The sequence below is a fragment of the Paenibacillus sp. FSL H8-0280 genome (assembly GCF_045040665.1).
Classification (GTDB): Bacteria; Bacillota; Bacilli; order Paenibacillales; family Paenibacillaceae; genus Paenibacillus; species Paenibacillus xylanexedens_A.
Genome location: NZ_CP150296.1, coordinates 2,753,928 through 2,776,296, shown reverse-complemented (window position 1 = coordinate 2,776,296; position 22,369 = coordinate 2,753,928). Strand labels below are relative to the sequence as shown.

The window sequence follows — 22,369 nt, the reverse complement described above, 5'->3', positions numbered from 1 at the left end:
TTAGTTATTCTCTTTATTACCACACTTGTGCAAGAAACATGCAAAAAAAACGCCACCAGCTTTTGAACTGGTGACGTTTTTGATCTGACCTATTGCAGAAAAATTGATTTATGGTGCACGTTTCGGTAACAACTTCACATACTCGTCAGACAGTTTCATCAGGCTAAGCACATGTTCATAATCGGCACGATACGGTTCCAAATCCGTTATCGGCTCGTATGTCTTCAGCGAATAGGCTGTTCCATCGTCAAAGCCCGCACCCGGGATAAACATGATGTCATCGTTGACAAATGAACCCGTTGGCAAGTAATACCGGATACCGAAGGCATTGTGGTCCATGTTGAGCAGATCATGTCCGAAGGCAGTGAATTTCTCATCCTGGAGCGAAACTCCCATCAGGTTCATGATCGTTGGCAACATATCCAACTGACCGCCTGGCTGCTCAATCACTTGTCCTTTGGTCTGTTTCGGCGTGTGGATCATGAACGGGATGTTGAATCGACTTACTTTACCGTCATAAGGGACGCCCAGATTGGCCTGAATCTGCTGTGTAATCTCTTCGTCAGCAGGCAGACCAAAGTGGTCTCCGTAGAGCACTAAAGTAGTGTTATCCCATAGTCCGTTCGCCTTCAACTCATTAATGAGTTGACCGATGGCATAATCCGTATAGTTGATCGCTTGCAGATAATCGTGAAGCAGTTTGTTCGTGATGGTCGCAGGAATCGTGATTCGTGCACGATCAGCGGGAACCGTAAACGGCGAGTGGCTCGATGCCGTAATGAACTGAGCATAGAACGGCTGATTCGCAGCCTGATGCGCAGTCATTTTTTCCACACCTACACGGTACAACTCTTCATCCGATGGTCCAAAGTCATTGAATCTGTCATTCTCGAAGCTGGGCTTGTCGAAGTAACGAGTGAATCCGAGTGCCGGATACATTTTATTCCGGTTCCAGAAGGTGACGTCATTGACGTGGTACGTCTCGGACTCATATCCTTCTTTACCTAATAACTTGGGAAGACTCGGCAGTTCGCGGTCACTGTACCCTGCTGACATGGGAACAACTCCGGTTGGATAGATAGACGTGTTCGACATGAACTCCGCGTCTGATGTGTTTCCCTGTCCGATCTGTTGGAAAAAATGAGAGAAATAATAGCTTTCTTTGGCCAGATCATTCAGTACCGGTGTTAACTCCTGACCATCCAATGAAGCATTAATCGGGAAATTCTGAAAGGACTCCAGTTGCAGTACAATCAGGTTACTACCTTTGGCCTGACCAAAATATTTGGCTTTCACGGCTGAGCCGTTACTTGATTTATCCTGATACGGATACTTGCTAACCAGCTCATTGATCTTGGCGATCGTTTCGTTAATGTTGCCATTCGCAATGGCCTCATTTTCTTTGCTCGTCAGAATGGCGGACGATACCTGATAGTTCAGGAAACCGAGATTCTCGGCCCGAACCAGCTCATTATCAATCGTTTCACCTTTGACAATAAAACTGCCAGATAGCACGATGCAAAATGCAGCGGTAAGGGCAACACCGAGCTTGCCCCAGTAACGTCTGCGAATTCTGCCAAACGTCAAACCGCTATCGCGGTAACTGGTGTGGTTACGCCCGCCAGCACGTCTGCGCATAATCAACCATATTGGCAATGCCAGTACGATGTCTGCAAAAAACAGAAAGTGCTCAGGTCGAACCAGTGGTCCGATACTTCCCCGCACTTGGGCAACTTGCCCCAGCTCACTTAGCGCGGTATAGGTGGGTACCGAACTGAAATGAACGTTATACAGCGTAGCCGCGAACAGAACCAGAGAAAACAGAATATTGAATCCTCCGTATACTGCTCGCTTCCAGCCTTTGGGCACGATCAGATCCAGCAGGCATACCACAGTTAGTGCACCTAATGCGTCAGTTAACAGACCGATGCCGGACAGACCCTGGAAAAAGAAATACCGCAGCAGTGATAACTTCAGCAGCATAAGAATGAATAACACGGCGAATAAGGTCCGTGATGAAGTTCGTTCATTTTTGGAATTATACATGGTCGCTTTCAACCCTTACCCTGAAATTTTACGTTCATTTTACAAAACGCATATTTCAGTATAACAGTTTTCTGGTTGCTATTCCATGGAAGTTCCGTGTAGGACGGGGTGAGTGTTACGCAATTGTGGATATATCTGCATTCTGAGTGTTCGCGCCCTCTCTCTGTTCCTTAATGGTTGCTTGTGCAGCAGCAATTCGTGCATAAGGGATCTGTGCAGGCAAACAGCTTACGTAATCCAGACCAATGCGGTGGCAGAACGTAATGGACTCCAAATCCACCACATTTTCTCCGCAGATCCCTGTCTTCAGATGAGGTTTTCGAATTCGACCTTGGACTACCGCCATCTCAATCAGTTGTCCGACTCCCTCAATGTCCAGCACATAAAATGGATTATTCGTTACCGTACGAGAGTCCGTATCCAGTTGAATGAATCGCTTCTCAGCTTCATGGCGACTATATCCAAATGTCATCTCTGTCAGCTCATCCGTGCCAAACGAGAAAAAGTCAGCCTGGCGAGCAATGTGAGTCGCCGTCAGCGCCGCTCTCGGAGCTTCGATCATCGCCCCCACTCTATAGAGACAATGCCGCTTCTCCTCACCAAGCACTTGGTCAGCCACATGATCCACCAGATCTCTCATCACCTGAAGTTCATGCACATGACCGATCTGCGGGATCATAATCTCGGGACGTACCCACCAGCCTTGCCGGATACCTTTCACCGCTGCGCGAAAAATCGCTTCAAGCTGCATATCAACGATCTCCGGGAACACCGTATTCAGCCGACAAGCCTGTTGCCCCAATGTCGGATTATGTTCATGCAATTCACTGACTCTGCGAATTACACGTTCCAGTTCCTCCAGTTCAATCTGATGGTCTTTTTGCTCCTGCCACTCCTCTGCTTGTAACCACTCACGTCGTTTCTCCAACACTTCCAGATCCGGTAGCAGTTCATGCAACGGCGAATCGAGCAAACGTATCGTTACCGGGTATCCATCCATCGCTTCGAATATCTGTTCAAAATCAAACTGCTGCATCGGCAACAGACGCTCCAAACCACGCCTGCGTTCGGATTCACTGTCTGCCAGGATCATTTTTTGTACAAAAGGAAGCCTTGAAGCAGACATGAGCATATGTTCTGTACGACACAAACCAATTCCTTCGGCCCCCTGTAGCCGTGCTGTCATGGCATCCTGCGGATAATCTATATTGGACAGTATCGTCAGTTCCTTTATTTCATCAGACCATTCGAGCAGAAGCTGTAGTTCCGGTGTAGCACTTGAGAACCCTTTCAACATCTCCGTCACATGCCACGGCTCGATACGTAACAGCGCATCCGCTTTGGTGATTACCCCTTCATGCACAAAATCAATAGTACTCTGCAAGGCGGCCTTAGCACTCAAGCACGCTGGACTGACATGCAGAAGATACAGCTCCCCTGAATCGATAATGAATTGGATTTTTTGAACTTTCCCCATATAGCGCTCCAGATAACTGCAAGCATCCAACAGAAGACCATATACTCCAGGTTCTTCTCTCCGCAACTGATCCAGTCCTTCATCCTGAGATTGGGAAAAAGCAGATGCAGAGTACTCGCCTGTTATGCCTCTTTCACCCGTACCCGGATGACGGGAATATACCGTGCCGCTGCCGCTGCGTTCACCTTGCTCACCATTAACCATCACCTGAATAAGAGCCGGAGCTCCTTGATGATCCCCTGAGTGTCGAGTAGATTGGAGAAGAAGTTCTTGCTGGGAGTTAAGTCGTGGTGCACGTTGTGTATGAGAAACCGCACGAATCGCTTCTTTTAATTGTAATTGAACATCTTGAGGGAATGGATGAAACCCTATATCTTCTATTAATTGCTTATATTCTGCAATGGCGAATTCCAGCTTCGCTTCATCGAGGATCGAGAAGTCACCCAATTTCTCTTCAAATAGGGAATACGAGATGCCATGTACTAGCTGACCATAATCCTGCAATAAAATTCGATAACAATTAAGCGCATACTGTCGATCATTGGTCTGCCTGGCGAACCCTTCAACCGTCACATCATTCAATCCCACATGAAGCAAAGCAAGGGATTCCATATCATGGGAACTCGCTTCACTTGACCTCACGGCAAGTAGCAACGGTGCTAAAGCATCGCCGAAGAATTTTCCTGTTTGCCCTTCCAAGTGCCGAACTGCGCTGCCAATCTCTTGAACTTCTTCTGTGGAAAGATGTCCAAGACGGGTACAGAACGCGCGACAGCCTTCCCTTGTTACAATGAACCCGGCCGGAACGGGCCAACCTGCCTGAAGCAACACTGCAAGTCCAGCCCCTTTACTACCCATCAGCCCTTTCATCTCTGCCGTACCTTCTTCCAACAGAACTACCCGTTTCGTCATTACAGCGCTCCCATCTGCCATTACATGGCTATGCTTCAAAGGCAACCCAACCATTCGAATTGCCCTTTAGTTAATGGTATGTTGCAATGAGGCAGTCAAGGACATTTGCTTCGACATTTGTGTTCGGAATGTAAAACGTATTTTCTATCTTAACGTATACGTTTGCCCTTTTTGAATACCGCCGTGCGCGCAGGTACAGAAGCTAGAGCGTGTTGGGCGTTCAATGCCCGTACTAACATGAAGTCAGCCGGATCACCAACGCTTGGGGTTAACTTGCCATTACTCACCCACGAATAGGTGCCTAACAACCTGTCATCACTGACCCAATTTTCACGTTCAGCCATTCGGGAAACTCGCTGCAACATATCGCCGTTGCCAAATGGTGACCAGGCATCACGGATGTTATCGGAACCAAGCATAAAGTTAACACCTGTATCGAGAACCTGGCTTCCTCGCGGCATTGGACGATCTATAGGTACACTAGATACAAGTGTTACTCCGGCTTGTTTTAACACATCAAGGGTAGGCTGTACGTCGGATTCCGTTTGCTCCCCCAAGCAATAGGCATGGCTAACCGCTGTTCGATGCTGAAGTCCTGCCTCCATTGTCAGTTCAGCAAATCGCCGTAAGGTGGCTAAACCGGTTTCACCTCCATCATGAAGATGAAGATCGATTCCCTTATCTGCAGTTGTAGCGATATCAAACATCATCTGTAAACTGCGTTCCATATCCCCATCCAGACCTGCCGGATCGATACCACCAACCAGATCGGCACCTAGTGCCAGCGCCTCCTTCATGATCTGTTCAGATGATGAACGAATGAGCCCTTGCTGTGGAAATGCTACAATCTCAATGTCCATGTAATCACGAAGCTCATCTCGTACGCGCAGTATGTCCTCCAGATTTCGGAGACCCAACTCGGAATCCACATCAACATGTGTACGAATGCGTGTCGTACCGTAATCAATCATTTGTTCCGCAAGAACTTTCGCCCGTTCTCCTACCGTTTGGGTCAATCCACCCAGCAGCTTTTTTTCATAAGTAAGATGTGATTCCAGTGTCTGGAACGGCTCCAAGGGAATCCAACGTTCCCCGATATGATGTTTATCTAGATGGCAATGCATGTCTGCAAGTGCCGGAAGGTACACAAGCCCGGCAGCGTTCCATGAATCGGCATCGCTCTGGCGAGCATGTATGATTTGATCCTGATCCGTGGATTCTGCTATAACCTGTGTAATCTTCCCCTCTTCAATAACCAACGTGTGTGTTCCCGTAGGCAAAAGTACATTATCGATAACTAATTTCATAACATTCTCCATCCTCCACTCTTGTAGTCAGAAGGCGACCATTCTTCCATACTCCAACAGGTCGCGGTCGTTCAATAATCAGTTCACGCCTTGACTGCACTGGAAATATGACCAGATCGGCCTGTGCTCCAGCTCGAAGACCGTAATTGTCTATTCCGAGCGCCCGTGCTGCACCAAGTGTTGCCATCTCCACCAAAGTATCGGCATCCTCTTCACTCCCCATGTAGGCCGCATGGGCAAGTAACCAAGCGATATCAAACGGATTGCCATTACCAAAAGGTGTAAAGGCATTTTGAATATTGTTGGCGCCGTAAATTACGTTCACCCCCTCCTCCCGCAACAAACCAACCGGCGTTATGCCTCTGCGGGTGTTATCGTTATCCGCTCGGCCATTCAGGTACAGATCTGTTGCAGGAAGTGTCATGAGATGGATATCCGCCTCTGCAATCTTTCTGGCGCATAACTTCACCTTTTCCCGAGGCATAGCCGCAAGCGAAGTTACGTGACCAGCCGAAACTCTGCCCTGGAACCCATAATCCAAGGTCTTATTCGCAATGTGAAGTATAGCTTCATCTTCAGCATTTAATGAGAAATCAGCATGGAAATCAAGGGGTCGATTGTACCGTGCAGCCAGTTCAAACGCAAAATTCAGATGGTCATCCAGTTTAGGATCAACATAAGTAATTCCACCAATTACGTCGGCTCCCATCCTTACTGCCTCTTCCATAAGATCTGCAGTACCTGGGGTACTAAAAATTCCTTCTTGCGGAAAGACCACAATCTGTATCCCCATCATGTCCTCCATTTTTTCTTTCACAGTCAACGCACTGTTCATAGCCCGTAGTCCCAGCATGGGGTCCACTTCAACATGACAACGGAGTCTGGTTACGCCGTAACTGGATAGTTTTCGGATCACTTCTATGGATCTTTGGATCATATCGGGCTCCGTGAACCCTGCCTTAAGCGCAGCTGTCATCGAGATTGCTTCCTGCAATGAGGCAGCATCACCAGGCATGCGATCAAGTAAAAGCGCCTTTTCCAGATGGATGTGTGGTTCAATTAACCCTGGCAGGACGAGACCACCCTTAGCATCAAATATAAATCCATACTGCCCATGATTTTCTTCAAGTTCTCCATGGATCATAGCTGTCATGTCACTCATGGAAGAACCCCCACCGTCCGAAGACGGCAGGATCTTTTCAATGGTTGTACCATGTAATACGATATCATGTAGTCCATGACTCCCGGGAATCCGGCAATTTTGAATGAGTTGGCGGATCATGTTGACCACTCCTCCGTCCGTTATTTCAGAAAGCTTGCACTGTTGATCTCAACAAAACCGGATGGACTAATCCATACCCCATCCACATCTTTGGAGAGGGCTGCCAGATTCTCCCCATTACGGAACGGTAGAATGGGAACATCGTTCAGCTCAAGTTGAATGGCTTTTTCATAAATGGCTGTGCGTTTATCGGGGTCCGTTTCTTTCCGGGCATCTTCAATGAATTGATCCACTTCCGGATTATTATAGAAAGAATGATTACCAGGGACTCCTTTGGAGGTGCTGTGAAACAGGTTGAACTGGTTATAATCCGCATCGCCTGTTGCATTCCCCCATCCACTCAGGAACATTTCGGTTTCCCCTTTGGCAGCTGCATCAATGTAAGCTCCAAACTCCAGCACTTTCACCTCAAGGTTAATTCCGATACCTTTCAACTGAGACTGTAGTACCTCTGCTACGTTCACTCTTGTTTTGTTATCACTGGTATATAGCGTGGCCGAGAACCCCTCCGGATACCCAGCTTCAGCAAGCAAGGACTTAGCCTTGTTCAGATCATAACTGTATCCCTTCACATTGGAACTGTATCCGATCATCGTGGTTCCGAGTGTGGAGTCCGTTACCTTGCCAATATTGTTGTACACGCCGCTGACGATAGATTCCTTGTCCACCGCGTACGCTACAGCCTGGCGAACCAACGGATTGTTAAATGGCTCTTTGCTTGTATTAAACCCTATATGGTCCGTAGAAAAAGCCTCGTAACGCCCCAGTTTCATGGTTGAAGAAGCTTCAATCCGTGCAATCTCCGTGGAGGGAACCTGTTCTGCTACCTGAGCCTCTCCTGTCTCAACCATCGCTAAGCGAGTCGTATCTTCCGGGACGGTTTTAAATTCCACTTTATCGATGTTTGGTTTGTCACCCCAATAATTATCATTTTTAGCAAGTACAATTTTGTCTCCTGGCGTCCATGATTCAAATACAAACGGTCCTGTTCCACTAGGCTCCTTCACCATATCTGTTCCAGCCGATTCTATGGAAGCCGGGCTAAGTATATTTCCTTCCGCACTGGCAAGCAACGACATGATTGGAGCGTAAGGATAATTCAGGATAAACTGAATCGTATGCTCGTCCACCGCCTTCACTTCCTTGATCATGGAGAACATGCCTGCTTTGGGTGTAGTCGGAATACGTTCAAACGTTTTTTGCACAGCCTCTGCATTAAAAGGTGTCCCATCATGGAAAGACACTCCCTCACGCAGTTTGAACTCCCATGTTGTATCATTCCGTTGCGTCCATTCCGTAGCCAGCAATGGTTGATACTTGCTGTTCTTGTCCATCAAGACAAGTCCTTCTGTTATTTTGTGATGGTATACCGCCATCGAATTAATCTGGGAACTGTACTGAGGGTCCAGATTATTTGCATCACTCTGTCTCGCTATGACCAGTGTACCTCCCGATTGGCGTTCTCCCGGAGAGACCGCTTCACCACCTGCTGTAGATGTTCCTCCCGATGAACAGGCACTAATTACAAGTGTCATGGACAATGCCAGCATGCTTCCGACAAACCCTTTTTTTTTCATATAAATCTCCTACTTCCGTTTGAATTGAATTGGATTGAATGATGTAATATGTCTGAATGTTACACGTTAACAAGATTCCCTTGATATATGAATGCTCCCCGTGCTGAACGCCTTGCGATCGCTTCAGCCGAGCAGGAAGCCTGCACAAGAACCGCTGTCGCTGGATCACCAATGAGAGGCCATTGAACATTACCCTGTTCATCTAACGGGGTTATTCCCCCTGTAATATATCCCAGTGTCTCGGCTAATCCCCGTTCTGAACTCCATCGCTCACGCTCAGCCAACCGTCCGGCTCGTTCCAATATGTCACCACGGCCAAAAGGTCCCCAGTGATCCGTGATGGTATCTTCACCCAATTCAACTCGAACTCCGTATTTCTTCAGAAGAGAGTAGGGCATCCAGCGGTTAAGCGGTACAGTTGACGTTATCGAGATATCCAGTTCCGCAAACCGTTCAGCCAGTTGCACCTGCATCGCTTCTGGAACATCTGCAAAACCCAGTGCATGGCTCACATTCACTCGTCCCTGCCAACCGGCCTGCTCCGTCATCGCTGCAAGACGATTCATCGTAAATGTGCCCAAATGACCCGGATCATGAATATGAATATCCACTCCTGCATTGGCTTCCACCGCCAGGTCCATGATGGTAGAGAGTGATTTTTCAATATCATTATCCACCGTTGCCGGGTCCACCCCGCCTACCCAGCGTGCCCCCCGTCGCAGTGCCTCTTTCATTTCTGCAACGACGCCACTGCGTAGAAGACCATGTTGTGGAAACGCCACGATCTCGCATGTGAGACTCTGGCTAAATTGAGCCGCGGCTGACACGGTTGCTTCAAGGTTGGCAAGCCCAATCTGGGGATCAATATTGCAGTGGGTTTGCACATGCGTAACCCCGCTGGATTGCAGAAGAGACAATACTTTCACAGCCCTCTCCTGCGCATGCGGCAATTGCCGTAGCAATAGTTCACGCTCCTCTGCAATTCTTTTGAAAATTCCTTCAGGCGGCGTCGGCGCGATCCAAGGTCCACCGTAATATGTTTTATCAATGTGAATATGCATTTCGCGGAACCCGGGTAAAAGCAGCATCCCTCCCGCATCCCGATCTGAGCATGGCTTGGCCAACTCCGCTTCTTCTTCTGAAATATTACGTTCTTCGGCTTTAACGATTCGCATGATTTTTCCATCTTCGATCCATAGATCAAACAATTCACTTATGGTCCCGGCTATATAATCATTCTCATAACGATACCCTTGTTCCAGACGGACACTGCGTAACCAATACGGTGTATGCTGATGCTGTATAATGCTCCTCATCCCCTTCTTCGTCACATGATTTGAATCCAATGAACTTCCGTAGGTTTGTGAGACAGGCTTACTCATGCACCATTCGGTGTCCCGTCTGATCATCCCAGATGAGATGTCCTTTGGAGAAAACTGCTTTTCTTGGTGCTCTGCGGGCTACAGCTTCTGCTGCACAGCTTGCATCGACCAATACCCAATCTGCCGAATCGCCCGGAACTGGCCACACCCGTTCACCTTGAGCATCCAGTGTTTCTCTGCCTCCCGTGATCAGTCTCAGCGACCGGGCTAATGAACGTTCATCAATCCAGGCAAACCGTTCTGCGAGTCTCGAAGCACGTTCCAGAATATCCCCGTTTCCGAAGGGTTGCCACGTATCATATATGTTGTCACACCCTGCTTCCACGTTCACTCCATGCTCCCACAGCAGTGGCACAGGTGGCAGTGTTCGACCATGAGGCGCACTGGTTATGATGGTTATTCCCGCTTCTGCCAACAGATCTGCTGTAGATCGCGCTTCTGCCTCACTGACTTCGCCAAGTGCAAATGCATGACTGATCGATACGTTACCCTGCAGTCCTGCCTCCACAGTTAATCTTGCCAATCTCTTCATTGTATAGGTGCCCAAATAATCCGGATCATGGAGATGCAGGTCAATACCAGCACTCGCTTCAACTGCAAGCTCCACCATCAGCTGCAAACTCGCCTCCAGATCTGTGTCCATTGTTGCAGGATCAACCCCGCCGACCAGATGAGCCCCTTGCTGAAGCGCTTCACGAACCAATGCCTTGCTGCCCGAGCGCAATAAACCATGCTGGGGGAACGCCACAACCTCATGTGTAATCTGATGACGATAAGAATGGAACAAGTTCAATACGGGTTCCAGTTGTTTCGTTCCTGCTTCAGGATACACATCGATATGGGTCCGTATATGAGTAGAACCTGCTTCAATCAGACGTTGAAGTAGAAGTTCAGCCCTTTGCAACGGCGGTGTGACAAGCTGCGGAAGAAGCCTTTTTTCGATTTCACATCTGCCGGCCACCCCGCTGGCGGGTATAACCGCTTGCCACGGTTCTCCCAGCAACGTTTTATCCAGATGAACATGCTTCTCAGTAAATGAAGGTAACATCAACATTCCTCTGCCATCATACGCAGGCTCCGCCAGAATCTGTTCTCCGTCCATGTTGACCGAATTCATCCTGTCAGCCACAATGACTTGCACAATCACCCCTTCTCTAATCTGTACATGACTAAGTTCTGTTTCTGTACCCCGTACAGCATCCCCGTCATACACATAGCGGCGTTCAATCTGAACATTAAGCAGCCAGTAGTCTGTTGAATTCATGTAGTCCAATTCGCATCTCCCCCTTCTTAGCTTCTTTGTTTTGGAGTTGGAGGCTATCAATCCTGCCTTGAATTCCATTCTAGCGATTTATTGTCATGTTTATTTACATGATCTTTACTTAAATTTTCGTTATTTTTACTTCATGTGTAAAAATCCTTTATTTTTCACTATTTTGTGTTAGTTTTATTAACATATCAAGCGATAAGGGAGGCTCCTATGAATCAATCTACGATCACACCTGCTGCTCCACACACGGTAATAAGACCTGGTCAACTACGTAAGTTTCTTACCCGTATGGCAGCAAACAAACTAGCCTCTGCCGGAGGCCTCATTGTTCTCTTCTATATTATTGTTGCTCTTTTTGCCCCGTGGATTGCTCCATACGATCCTTATAACATCCATCTGCCTGACAAATTACTTCTCCCCTCCTGGGATCACTGGATGGGTACGGATGATAAGGGTCGCGACCTGCTTAGTCGCATCATCTACGGAACACGTTTATCCCTGTTAATCGGTATTGCTGCTGTAAGTATTGGTGCAATCTTCGGCGTGCTCCTGGGACTGATAGCTGGTTACTACGGCGGTTGGATGGATGCCATTATTATGAGAATCATGGATATCCTTCTGGCCTTCCCGGGTATTTTGCTCGCTTTGGCTATCGTCAGTGCACTGGGAGCAAGCCTGATCAATGTCATGATTGCTGTTGGTGTCTTCTCCATTCCCATGTTTGCACGAATTGTAAGAGGCTCAACACTGACGGTCCGGAAGCTCGAATACATTGATTCCATACGCACGCTTGGCGGAAGTGATCTGCGAATCATTCTCGTGCACATATTGCCCAATATTATGTCGCCTATAATCGTGCAGATTACGTTGCGCCTCGCAACTGCAATTCTGTCCGCAGCAGGTCTTTCCTTTCTAGGTCTGGGTGCTCAGCCTCCTTCCGCAGAATGGGGCGCCTTGTTAAGCAGTGGACGTGATTACATGTTCAGTGCCCCATATTTGGCTCTTTTCCCCGGTCTCGCCATCTCAACCCTTGTGATTGGCTTCAATCTGTTTGGTGATGGTCTTCGGGATGCACTTGACCCCAAACTAAAATAACTTTGCTCATGAAAGGAAGAGAACATCCTATATGCTGACTTACATTGTGCGACGCCTCATTCAGACCGTTCCCGTTATATTTGGCGTCATTCTAGTTGTCTTTCTCATTATGCAAATGGTCCCCGGAGACCCTGCCGTTCTCATCGCCGGAGACGGGGCATCTGAAGAAACGGTACAAGCCATCCGCCATGATCTGGGACTTGATCGACCTCTTCCGCTGCAATACATCCAGTATGTGCTCGATGTGTTTCGCGGAGATCTGGGAACCTCGTATCGCTCAGACCATCCGGTAATGGACGAAATTATGCTTCGCCTGCCCACCACCATTCAATTGGCACTGGCCAGTATTGTCATCACGATTGTACTCGGTATGATAGCGGGAATTGTATCCGCCACTCGCCAGCATACTACAGCGGATCGTCTGATTATGCTGGTTGCCCTGCTGGGCATCTCACTCCCCAGCTTCTGGCTGGGCATGATGTTAATCTCCTTTTTCTCCGTCAAATATCATCTCTTACCCGTTACCGGCTGGGGAAGCCTGGAACACGTCATCTTACCTGCTATTACGCTTGGTGCTTCGGGAGCCGCCATCGTTGCCCGCATGACCCGTTCCAGTATGCTGGATGTCATTCATCAGGACTACATCCGTACCGCACGGGCAAAAGGTCTGAAAAATAGACTCATTGTATACAAACACGCCCTCAAAAACGCGCTTATTCCCGTAATCACTGTCATCGGATTGCAATTTGGAACACTGCTTGGCGGGACGGTTCTGGTTGAATCTGTTTTTGCTATCAATGGTCTGGGCCGATTGATCGTTGATGCCATTCGTATGAGGGACCTCCCTGTCGTACAAGGAGGCGTACTTGTTGCTTCTGTCATTTTTGTTTTCGTGAATCTGGGTGTGGATCTGTTATACCGGTACTTCAACAAAAGAATTGAGATGGATTAAGGAGGAGAAAATCGCATGGCTATGGTAACGCAGGAGAAGTTGCTGGAAGTACAAGGACTGCAAACATACTTTTTTACGGACGAAGGAATTAGCAAAGCCGTTGATGGCATTGATTTCAGTGTACATCGCGGAGAAACACTAGGTCTGGTTGGAGAATCCGGTTGTGGAAAAAGCATGACATCTCTCTCCATCATGCAGCTTCTAAGTCGGCCGGGCCGAACGGTCGGAGGTCAGATTTTGTTCAAGAATGAGGATCTGCTGACCAAGTCTGAAGAACAGATGCGGTGCATTCGCGGCAAAGAGATATCCATGATTTTTCAAGAACCAATGACCTCGCTGAACCCTGTTTATACAGTCGGAGAACAAGTTGCTGAGGTGTTCAGGCTGCATGAGAACCTGGGACGGAAGGAAGCTTGGGCAAAGGCTGTTGAACTGTTGCGCATGGTAGGAATACCTTCCCCTGAAGAACGCGCGCATCAGGAACCCTTCCGACTTAGTGGCGGCATGCGTCAACGCGTCATGATTGCAATGGCTATGGCTTGTCAACCTGATCTGTTAATCGCAGACGAACCCACGACAGCGCTCGATGTAACTGTACAATCTCAAATTCTTGATCTGATGAAGCAACTCCAGCAGCGTATGGGCATGTCCATCATCCTGATCACACATGATTTGGGTGTTGTTGCAGAAACCTGTGACCGCGTGGCTGTTCTATATGCAGGACAGATTGTTGAATACGCCTCTGTGGACTCCATATTTGATAACCCCAAACATCCATACACCCAGGGGCTGCTTCAGTCACTGCCAAGGATCGATGAGGACCAGGACGAGTTGTTAGCCATCCCGGGAACTGTTCCGAGTCCTTATGATCTGCCTTCAGGTTGCCGATTCGCCCCTAGATGTGCTTTCCGCAAAGATATCTGCTCTGTGGCTCAGCCTGAGCTGTTGAAGAATTCCGATGAAGAATCGGTGCGCTGTTGGATGTATGACGAAAAATGGAGTGACTGTGATGCAAGCGGCCAACCGCACATCACGAATCAGGAAGGGAGTAAAGTGATATGACAAACATCCATGTGAAGCACCAATTATCCGCAACGGACATGAAATCTTCGGCACTTTCGAGTTCTGATGTTCTTGCCGATATCAGGCATTTGAAACAATACTTTCCGATTCGAGGAGGCCTGCTTGGCAGAGTGGTTCACCATGTCAAAGCTGTGGATGACATCAGCTTTCAGATTCATGCAGGTGAAACGCTCAGCATTGTAGGGGAGTCGGGTTGTGGCAAATCAACGACGGGGCGTTCCATCCTACGACTCGATGACCCAACGAGTGGAGAGATATATTTTCAGGGTAAGAACATTCTAGAGTTAAATAAAGCTGAGTTAAAGCGAATGCGCAAGGATATGCAGATTATTTTTCAAGATCCCTTCGCCTCTTTAAACCCTCGCCAGACCGTACGGCAGATTTTGAAGGAAGCACTGGAAATACAGAAAGTAGTCCCTCGCGGCAAACAAGATGACCGTATCCGTGAACTGATGGACAATGTTGGTTTGCGTCCGGAGCATATTGATCGTTTACCTCATGAATTTAGCGGTGGGCAGCGCCAGCGGATTGGTATCGCTCGAGCCCTTGCCCTGGAGCCCCGATTGATTATCTGTGACGAAGCCGTCTCTGCACTGGATGTATCCATTCAGGCTCAGATTATTAATTTACTCAAAAAACTTCAGAAACAACATCAACTGACCTACCTGTTTATTTCCCATGATCTTGGTGTGGTCCGTCACATCTCTGATCGTGTGATCGTGATGTACTTGGGCACAATCGTCGAGATCGCTGATAAAAAATCGCTGTTTGATCGCCCGCAACATCCGTATACACGTGCACTGCTGAGTTCCATTCCTTCGACGAAACGTAATCAGCCAAAAGAACGTATTCAGTTAACCGGTGATGTCCCTTCTCCCATCCATCCACCTAGTGGATGCCGGTTTCATACACGTTGTCCATTTGCAGTTGATCGCTGCTCTTCTGAGGTCCCTGAACTACGCACCATTCATGAGGGACATCGGGCTGCCTGCCATCTTATTTCCTAAAATCATGCATCCTTTTTGGGCACCATTTACAAATTGCTTTCCTTCTATTGAATCACTTACCAAAATACATTAATATGACAATACATTTCTATTTCAACTTCATATTTTTATAATTTATGATTTACGGATGGCTCTATCAGATTCAATAGACACCCAATGTTAGCATTTAGCATGGAGGACCATCATGATTAATCTTGATCAATTTACTCTCATCATCCTAATATTCATAATCGCTCCCATTGTGGGGGCGATTGCTCTATTGATTTTGTTTTTTTTCGAGAAACAGCTGGACTTGCTTCGGATGCAAACAAGGCAGATCGAGCTGGAGAAAGAGTTCCAAAAATCACTGTATTTACAGCTTAGTCAACAGATTCAACCTCACTTTATGTTTAACACCCTCAACGTTATTCTCAGTCTGGCCAGACTACGTCGTACCGAACAGGTTGTTGGTGCACTTGAGGTTTTCTCCAAATTCCTCAAATTCAAGTACAATACCGATGAGCCCATGATTCGTCTGGAAGAGGAAATTCGTTATACCGGTCATTATCTGGAGATTCAGCACCTGCGCTTTGGTGAACGCTTGCGACTTGTCACGGATTACGATGAGAATGTGCTTGATGCTTTCATCCCTCCCTTTGTGCTTCAAACGATTGTAGAAAATGCGTTCAAACATGGACTTGAACCCAAAATGGGCCCTGTCGAGTTAACCATTCGTTGTCTTCGAAATCAAAAGCAAGTGTTGCTTACCGTTATCGATAACGGTGTGGGTCTCACACCAACATCCTCAGATGAAGTGATTCAAGGGCATGGGCTGGAAAATATCAGAAAGCGACTTCATATCTTTTTTGGTGAGGAGAGTTATCTCCGCTTAGCAGCGGGACCCCAAGGAGGAGCTGTCGTTGAGGTCAGTTGGCCCTATACCCAAGAAGAGATATTGAAAGTCCATTAGAAACGGAGAACGATACATCACGAATAGGGGGACTTCATCATGAATGTATTGCTGGTTGATGACGAGCCTCTGGAACTGGAGCAGCTGGAATTTCTAATTCAGCCTCAATTTCCTTTCTGGCGTCTCTACAAAGCTGCCGATGGAACACAAGCCACATCGATTGGACAAGAAGTGCAGATTCAACTCGCCCTGCTCGATATTAATCTCCCTGGCAAATCCGGTCTGCTCGTTGCCGAGGATCTGCGCCGTCTTCACCCCGAAATTCATATTATCATGATCTCTGCACACCACAACTTTCAATACGCTCGTCAATCGATCAAGCTGAAAGTTATGGATTACATCACCAAACCCGTCATTGAACAGGAATTGCTCGAAGTATTACATGAGTTTGATCACAATGACTCACCAGCCGTGCAGTCCAAAGTCATTCAGGAAGCACTCCAGATTATGCAAAAACAGTTTTCAGGAAAAATCAATCTCTCCGGGCTCGCCTCAGCTGTTCACATGAATCCAACCTATCTGAGCCGACTCTTCCATGAAGAAGTAGGTATCTCTTTCTCTGAATATCTGAATCAATTACGAATGGAGTACGCCAAACAACTTCTTCACCGTCATTCAGATTTGAATATTGCAGACGTTGCTGAGCGATGTGGCTTTAACAGTCAGCACTACTTCTGCACACAATTCCATAAACATGTGGGGATGCCACCCAAAAAGTTCCGTGAGAAGAGGAGTTAAGATGCGCTACAATCATTTCCGCGACAATTTGGCGGCACCTGTCAAACTGGGGATTGGACTTGGAGCGATTGCGCTACTTGGGCGATGGCTCACCGGGCTCAACATTGTAGATTCACCTGAAGCATTGATGCGTTATGGCTTGTACGGCACTTTGGGGTACTCTCTCGCGACAGCCCTCGCGCTGATGTTATTTGGATGGCTGGGCAAATATGTGAGAAGCCACTCCGGTGATGCATTAACACTGAGTCAATGGCTGACAGCCAAACTGACACCTTCAGGGGCTCGTTTGATGGCAGGATTGTTTGCGATACTCCTTCTGGAAACGGTGCTCCTGCAAGGAATGGTATCTGGATTCTTCTTTCATCAATTATTCGGTCTTCCCGAAGTTGCTGGGCGAACGACTTTTATCATCATCTGCTCTTTGCTTGCAGGTTTTATTGGATTACAGACACTCTATGCATTGGCTATTCCCCAAGTCATTCTGACTTTCAGCGTTGCCATCATGTTTCCTTTGTTTTATTTTATCCGGCAAGGTGTTGACCCGGTTTACTCTGGAATTCGCCTCTATCATCCTTATATGCTTGTGATCGACAACCATTCTGCCCTGCTTTTTATCGCAACTGGTGTATTGGTTGGTCTGGGACAGGTTATTGCTGATCCGGCCACTTGGCAGCGTCTATTTCACATCGAACGATCCAAAATTGTGCCAGCATTTATGATGTCCGGTATGATGTATGCGACCGTGCTGATGGCTTTTCTACTGCTCGTGATGGTCTCCATTCATTCTGGCGGGCTAGCAAATATACCGTCTCTGATCTATCCGCTATTGTCCATAACCCATTCACCCGTTTTGTTTGGGATGTTGATTATATGTCTAATCCTGATGTTCACGGTGTCCTATATGAGCCGGTTTCAAGCCGTTCTGAAATTATGTATGGAACAATTCAAATTTGCCAACTCCGGTGAAAAACGTACCCGGAACATCATCATTTGCATGGCCATGTTTATAGCAACCATCATTTCCCTTTCCGTATCGATGACGCCAATTCAAATCCTGTATTTGTTCGGATCATTGCATGCTTGCATGCTTGGTCCCATGCTGCTACTGACTTTAATTCACAAGCGTATACACGGCATTACACTTCCTCTTATCACAATGGGGGGATGGATCGCTCAATTTTTGCTGCAGCTGTTTTCCTCTTTTTCGGGGCTTGAACGAATCTGGGTCAGCAGTGCTGTATCGGCTGTTCTAACCTGTATTTATATATTCATAACATTAGGTCTTCGTCGCCACACTCAACACATGTCAATGGATTTAGATCGCTAATTCATCGTAGTGAACAAAAAAGAAGCCCCTTCAGCTAAGCTGAAGGAACTTCACATTTTTAATATTCACTTACCTCAAACGTCAGCACCCGATCAAACAGGATATAATCCTTCCGACTCTTAAATGGCCCTTTGTTGTTGTCGTGTTTATCGATGGCATACGAAGCTTTTCCGCTTCCCGCTTGCTTGGCTTCATACCAGTTGATGAAATCATTTACTTCTTTCATGCTTAGGTCGAATTCTTTCTCCAAACCCGTTGTCATGGTGACGACAAAGATGGCACGGTTGGTGGATGGTTGCTCTGGTTGTTCCGGAGTTGTAGGTTCTTCAGGTTCTGGTGTGGTTGGTTGCTCTGGTTCCGGATCAACCTGACCGTTGCTCTCAATAATTGCTGATGCTTCGTTTGAGTTAACACTTTCACCAATAGGATTAACAGCAGTCACTATGTAATAATAGGTTGTACCTGAGGTTACATCTGAATCTGTATAATTGGCCTTGTTTACGCCAGTTGCCACTGTTGTATATGGCCCATTTGCTGTAGTTGATCTTTTAATTGTGTAACTGGTTGCTGTTGCTACTTCATTCCATGTCAATCCAATGGATGATTCATCTGCAGATGCTTCGAGATCTAATGGATTAGCTGGAGGTGTGATATTATACAGCTGAAACTCGGATACACTGACTGTCCGTGTATTGGAGTAATTAAACAAGTTAACTTTTGCTATTCCTTTGTACGTTGTAGGAAGATAAATTAATCTTCCATCAGCCTGATTTTCTTTTACTGTGTACCAATACGTCGGTAAAATCGCCTTTCCAGTGGAATCGAATAATCCAATTGAAACATCAAAATCTGCTTTTACACGGATAGCATTCGCTGTAACTGTTCCATTAAAGATTCCAACTGCATGATCCACCGCTGTAGATGGCGTGTTCCATTTTTCTATAATCGCGCTTGTAGCTTCATTATTGTCTGTTAATGCATATGTAGATTTACTCCCCTTGCTTTCAGTATCGCTAAGTGTCATTACCATCTTATCCATGAGCCCGCCGCTATAATCTACCGCAGCATGTACCCCTGAATTAGATGCAAAACCAATTGTAAAAATAAATGCTCCAATAAATAATCCGACTTTCTTAAAAAATGTTGTTTTCACATGAATCCTCCTAAAGTGTTTATGTACAAGCACACTTTAGTCTATATATGTTTATGTGTCTAAACATAAACTTGCTCAACTATAAAATTCAGCTAAATTTTTGAAATTTTATTTTTTTATTGGATATAAAAAAGCGCAAGGAGAATAAATCTCTCCTTGCGCTTCCAGATTGTAAATCTAATGAATTAGCTATTCCCATTCACCTTTTTTGATGTAAGTTGCATCATAAGCAACAATTACATTTGTTTTATCTGTTACCTTTTGCATATCATCGAACACAACTTCTTCTTCGCCGTAATCTACTAAACTCGAATCCACTTTCTCGAAGACCCCACAATCCTTCACATAAATTATATCTGGATGGTTAGAATCATATCTTAAGCTTTCAGGAAGATCTTCACCCGAAATTTCATGCGATTCGGCGACCGCAGTCGTCGATATTGCTGTAACAGGAATCATCCCAATAACAGCTATTACTAAAAGCGAGGCCCAGATTTTTTTATGCATAGGATGTCTATTCTCCAATTCATTTTTCCTATATTATACATTAAAATGGATTGTTATAATATTTTCCTTTTCTCCGATGTTGAATCCAGCGTGTTTGTTATTTTGTAGTTTTTCGCTTATTGTGATACCTCCACTGTTTTAATTTTTAAAAACGAAAAAGACCGCCATATAAATGACGGTCAGGCTTCAAGATGATTATTGATATAGATATTTGAAAAATAAAACTGCACAAAGAACACCTATTATCAAAAATATAATTGCTGAGTTCGGATATTTCTTCCACATCCGAATGGCATTAGCAATATTTAGAATGCCTAGTGCAAGCATGTTAATACGAGAATCTACTTGAAACAAGTTATATACTAGCATAATGACAACTACTACCGAGGTACACCAGAACCAAATTGGAATTTTATCCTTGATCATTAATCTGCTCCTTTAGGTTATATCCTATCTGTTATAAGATATTCCTCAATCTAATTGAAATTCCTTTATTTAGTCTATTAAACAAACAGATTATTGATTAAAAAGGATAATACCAGTAGATTCATAGAGTGCCTGTGAATTACATCACAAAATTTTGATAGCTTTGAAAGTATAAGATTTTCTTGATTTTTTCGAAAAACATCTCACAGACCATGCATTGTTCAAGCCATAAACCGCAATACATCCTCAATCTTCTTCCCATGTGAGATCACACCGTAGTTCATCCAGCTCATAAAATCCACCTCATACACATTGCCACTCTTCACCGCAGGCAGACGTTTCCATTCATCCCTTTCGAGCAGTTCGCGCTCATCTCCAGGTTTAGCAGAATTTCCAGTGTCAAATGTAATCAACAAGTGATCCGCATTAAGCTGACTTAACTGCTTCAACCCAATGAAAATCCTCCGCTCGTGTCTTGTCCATTGCTGCACACGGGAGTGCGGAGTCAGTCCAAGATCCTGATAAATTACAGGGCCCACGTAACCCTGTTGATCCCCATAGAGAGTAATATCTGAGGAAGATATACGCAAGAAAGCTACCGTCTGACCACGCATATAACGTGCTAAAAGACCCTTAGCCTGTAATGCCTTGTCCTCATACGCACCAATTACATCTTGAACCCGATTCACCTTCCCCAATACATCGGCTGTCGATTTCAAAATGGAGCGCCAATCTTCTCCCAGATGATCGACGTAAAATGTGGGTGCCACATGCTCAAAGCGGTCCAGATTCCATCGGTCATATCCCTTATCCAGCATGATAAAATCAGGTACATGGCCCAGATTAAATTGCGCATCCTGCTGGCTCACATCAAATTCGGGTACATCATCCAACCCCAAATATTGCTGTCTGCCCCACGAATGATGTGAACATTGCAATACGGGTTTTACACCTAGAGCCAACACAAAGTCTTCCAGATACGGAGCAAAGACACGAACCTCTTGACGGTGATGACGGCGGTACAATCCAGGTGAAATACCAGCATATTGCTTGAAACGGCGACCAAAATAATACTCGCTGCTAAATCCCACATTCTGTGCAATTTCATGGATACGGTCATCCGTCAGCTGCAATAGTTGTTTCGAGCGCTCCAACCGAACCGTATTCACATAATCAAGCGGAAGCTTGCCTGTAATTTTTTTGAATTGCCGAGTATAGCTTGCTCTGGTAAGACCAATATCTGCCGCGAGCTCATCCACGGTTATGGTCTGATCATAGTGGTCGCCAATATAGCGAATTGAATTTTGAAGACGTGCACGCTCATCGGGTGCTTCTGTTTCAGGATTACTCTGGCGAAGCAAAGCACGGAACCACTCCTGGAAACGAAGCTGTACCTCCCATTGCTCCAGCCAATCACCAGTGACCTGTTGACGCAGTATTTGTTCCAAGGCTTCGAGACAGGAACTCCATGGACTGTAACTGAGCTGCATAAGAGGTAGTATTGTCGGAGAATCTGTACTGTCGGGAAGTTCTTGCTGCTCTTCAGTGTTTCTTCTAGACAAAGCGTTCGAATTCTCTTCTTTCAATTGAGCCACCATTAGATCAAGCTTATAGTATTGCAAATCACTTTCTATTGAAGTAGAACCTTCTATTTTAATGGATGTTTCAGCGGGAACAAACATAATCATTCCTTTTTCCAAATGAACTTCCCGATCTGAGCAAAGCATTGAACCCTTCCCAGACGTTACAACGAATAGAGAGTGGGAAGACGATATTCTGTATAGCAAACGTTTATCAATATGTGATGTGTTGTGATCTACGTATTCCATATGTTGAAGCGTGCATAGCCAGGGCTTGGGAATCCATTGTATTATCGTGG

Annotated in this window: 17 protein-coding genes; 7 read left to right on the top strand and 10 right to left on the bottom strand. The window is 46.2% G+C overall.

Annotated features, from left to right (window positions below; all coding sequences use genetic code 11):
• Positions 1–108 precede the first annotated feature (108 nt).
• The 7 genes from MHI12_RS12590 to MHI12_RS12560 all read right to left on the bottom strand — a co-directional run bounded on the left by MHI12_RS12590 (position 109) and on the right by MHI12_RS12560 (position 11,247).
• Positions 109–2,046, bottom strand: coding sequence for an LTA synthase family protein (locus tag MHI12_RS12590; protein ID WP_405172538.1), 1,938 nt, complete (start codon positions 2,044–2,046; stop codon positions 109–111).
• Between the two features lie 115 nt (positions 2,047–2,161).
• A complete protein-coding gene (locus MHI12_RS12585; protein WP_405172537.1) occupies positions 2,162–4,435 on the bottom strand; it encodes a putative PEP-binding protein in 2,274 nt (757 codons plus the stop codon).
• 149 nt (positions 4,436–4,584) lie between these two features.
• Entirely contained in the window at positions 4,585–5,742 is a 1,158-nt protein-coding gene (locus MHI12_RS12580) for an amidohydrolase family protein (protein ID WP_405172536.1), read from the bottom strand.
• Positions 5,723–7,024: an amidohydrolase family protein gene (locus MHI12_RS12575; protein WP_405172535.1), complete on the bottom strand. Its 1,302-nt coding sequence runs from the start codon at positions 7,022–7,024 to the stop codon at positions 5,723–5,725. Before MHI12_RS12575 ends, MHI12_RS12580 begins: the two co-directional genes overlap by 20 nt.
• 20 nt (positions 7,025–7,044) lie before the next feature.
• Positions 7,045–8,601 carry a glutathione ABC transporter substrate-binding protein gene (locus MHI12_RS12570; RefSeq protein ID WP_405172534.1) on the bottom strand — a complete coding sequence of 519 codons (1,557 nt, stop codon included), beginning with the start codon at positions 8,599–8,601 and terminating at the stop codon, positions 7,045–7,047.
• Between the two features lie 59 nt (positions 8,602–8,660).
• Positions 8,661–9,917: an amidohydrolase gene (locus MHI12_RS12565; protein WP_405172984.1), complete on the bottom strand. Its 1,257-nt coding sequence runs from the start codon at positions 9,915–9,917 to the stop codon at positions 8,661–8,663.
• A 58-nt stretch (positions 9,918–9,975) separates the two neighbouring features.
• The gene (locus MHI12_RS12560) at positions 9,976–11,247 is read right to left on the bottom strand and encodes an amidohydrolase (protein WP_405172983.1); all 1,272 of its coding nucleotides are present in this window, start codon (positions 11,245–11,247) and stop codon (positions 9,976–9,978) included.
• Positions 11,248–11,463: 216 nt separating this feature from the next.
• Here MHI12_RS12560 and MHI12_RS12555 point away from each other — a divergent pair, with 216 nt between their 5' ends.
• From MHI12_RS12555 to MHI12_RS12525, 7 genes are all read left to right on the top strand, one after another.
• Entirely contained in the window at positions 11,464–12,348 is an 885-nt protein-coding gene (locus MHI12_RS12555; RefSeq protein ID WP_405172533.1) for an ABC transporter permease, read from the top strand.
• A 31-nt stretch (positions 12,349–12,379) separates the two neighbouring features.
• Entirely contained in the window at positions 12,380–13,300 is a 921-nt protein-coding gene (gene nikB / locus MHI12_RS12550) for a nickel ABC transporter permease (protein ID WP_405172532.1), read from the top strand.
• Positions 13,301–13,321: 21 nt separating this feature from the next.
• Complete coding sequence (locus tag MHI12_RS12545) at positions 13,322–14,362, top strand: ABC transporter ATP-binding protein (protein WP_405172982.1); 1,041 nt, start codon at positions 13,322–13,324, stop codon at positions 14,360–14,362.
• Positions 14,363–14,400: 38 nt separating this feature from the next.
• A complete protein-coding gene (locus MHI12_RS12540; protein WP_405172981.1) occupies positions 14,401–15,390 on the top strand; it encodes an ABC transporter ATP-binding protein in 990 nt (329 codons plus the stop codon).
• Between the two features lie 184 nt (positions 15,391–15,574).
• Entirely contained in the window at positions 15,575–16,339 is a 765-nt protein-coding gene (locus tag MHI12_RS12535) for a sensor histidine kinase (RefSeq protein WP_405172531.1), read from the top strand.
• 39 nt (positions 16,340–16,378) lie between these two features.
• Positions 16,379–17,077 (top strand): helix-turn-helix domain-containing protein, encoded by a 699-nt coding sequence (locus MHI12_RS12530; RefSeq protein WP_315936121.1) that lies wholly within the window; start codon positions 16,379–16,381, stop codon positions 17,075–17,077.
• A gap of 1 nt (position 17,078) precedes the next feature.
• Positions 17,079–18,404, top strand: coding sequence for a hypothetical protein (locus MHI12_RS12525; protein ID WP_405172530.1), 1,326 nt, complete (start codon positions 17,079–17,081; stop codon positions 18,402–18,404).
• A 58-nt stretch (positions 18,405–18,462) separates the two neighbouring features.
• Here the strand turns inward: MHI12_RS12525 and MHI12_RS12520 are convergent, their stop codons facing one another.
• From MHI12_RS12520 to MHI12_RS12510, 3 genes are all read right to left on the bottom strand, one after another.
• The gene (locus tag MHI12_RS12520) at positions 18,463–19,557 is read right to left on the bottom strand and encodes a hypothetical protein (protein ID WP_405172529.1); all 1,095 of its coding nucleotides are present in this window, start codon (positions 19,555–19,557) and stop codon (positions 18,463–18,465) included.
• Positions 19,558–19,746: 189 nt separating this feature from the next.
• Entirely contained in the window at positions 19,747–20,064 is a 318-nt protein-coding gene (locus MHI12_RS12515; protein WP_338594139.1) for a hypothetical protein, read from the bottom strand.
• Between the two features lie 647 nt (positions 20,065–20,711).
• Entirely contained in the window at positions 20,712–22,190 is a 1,479-nt protein-coding gene (locus MHI12_RS12510) for a helix-turn-helix domain-containing protein (protein ID WP_405172528.1), read from the bottom strand.
• Positions 22,191–22,369: the final 179 nt, after the last annotated feature.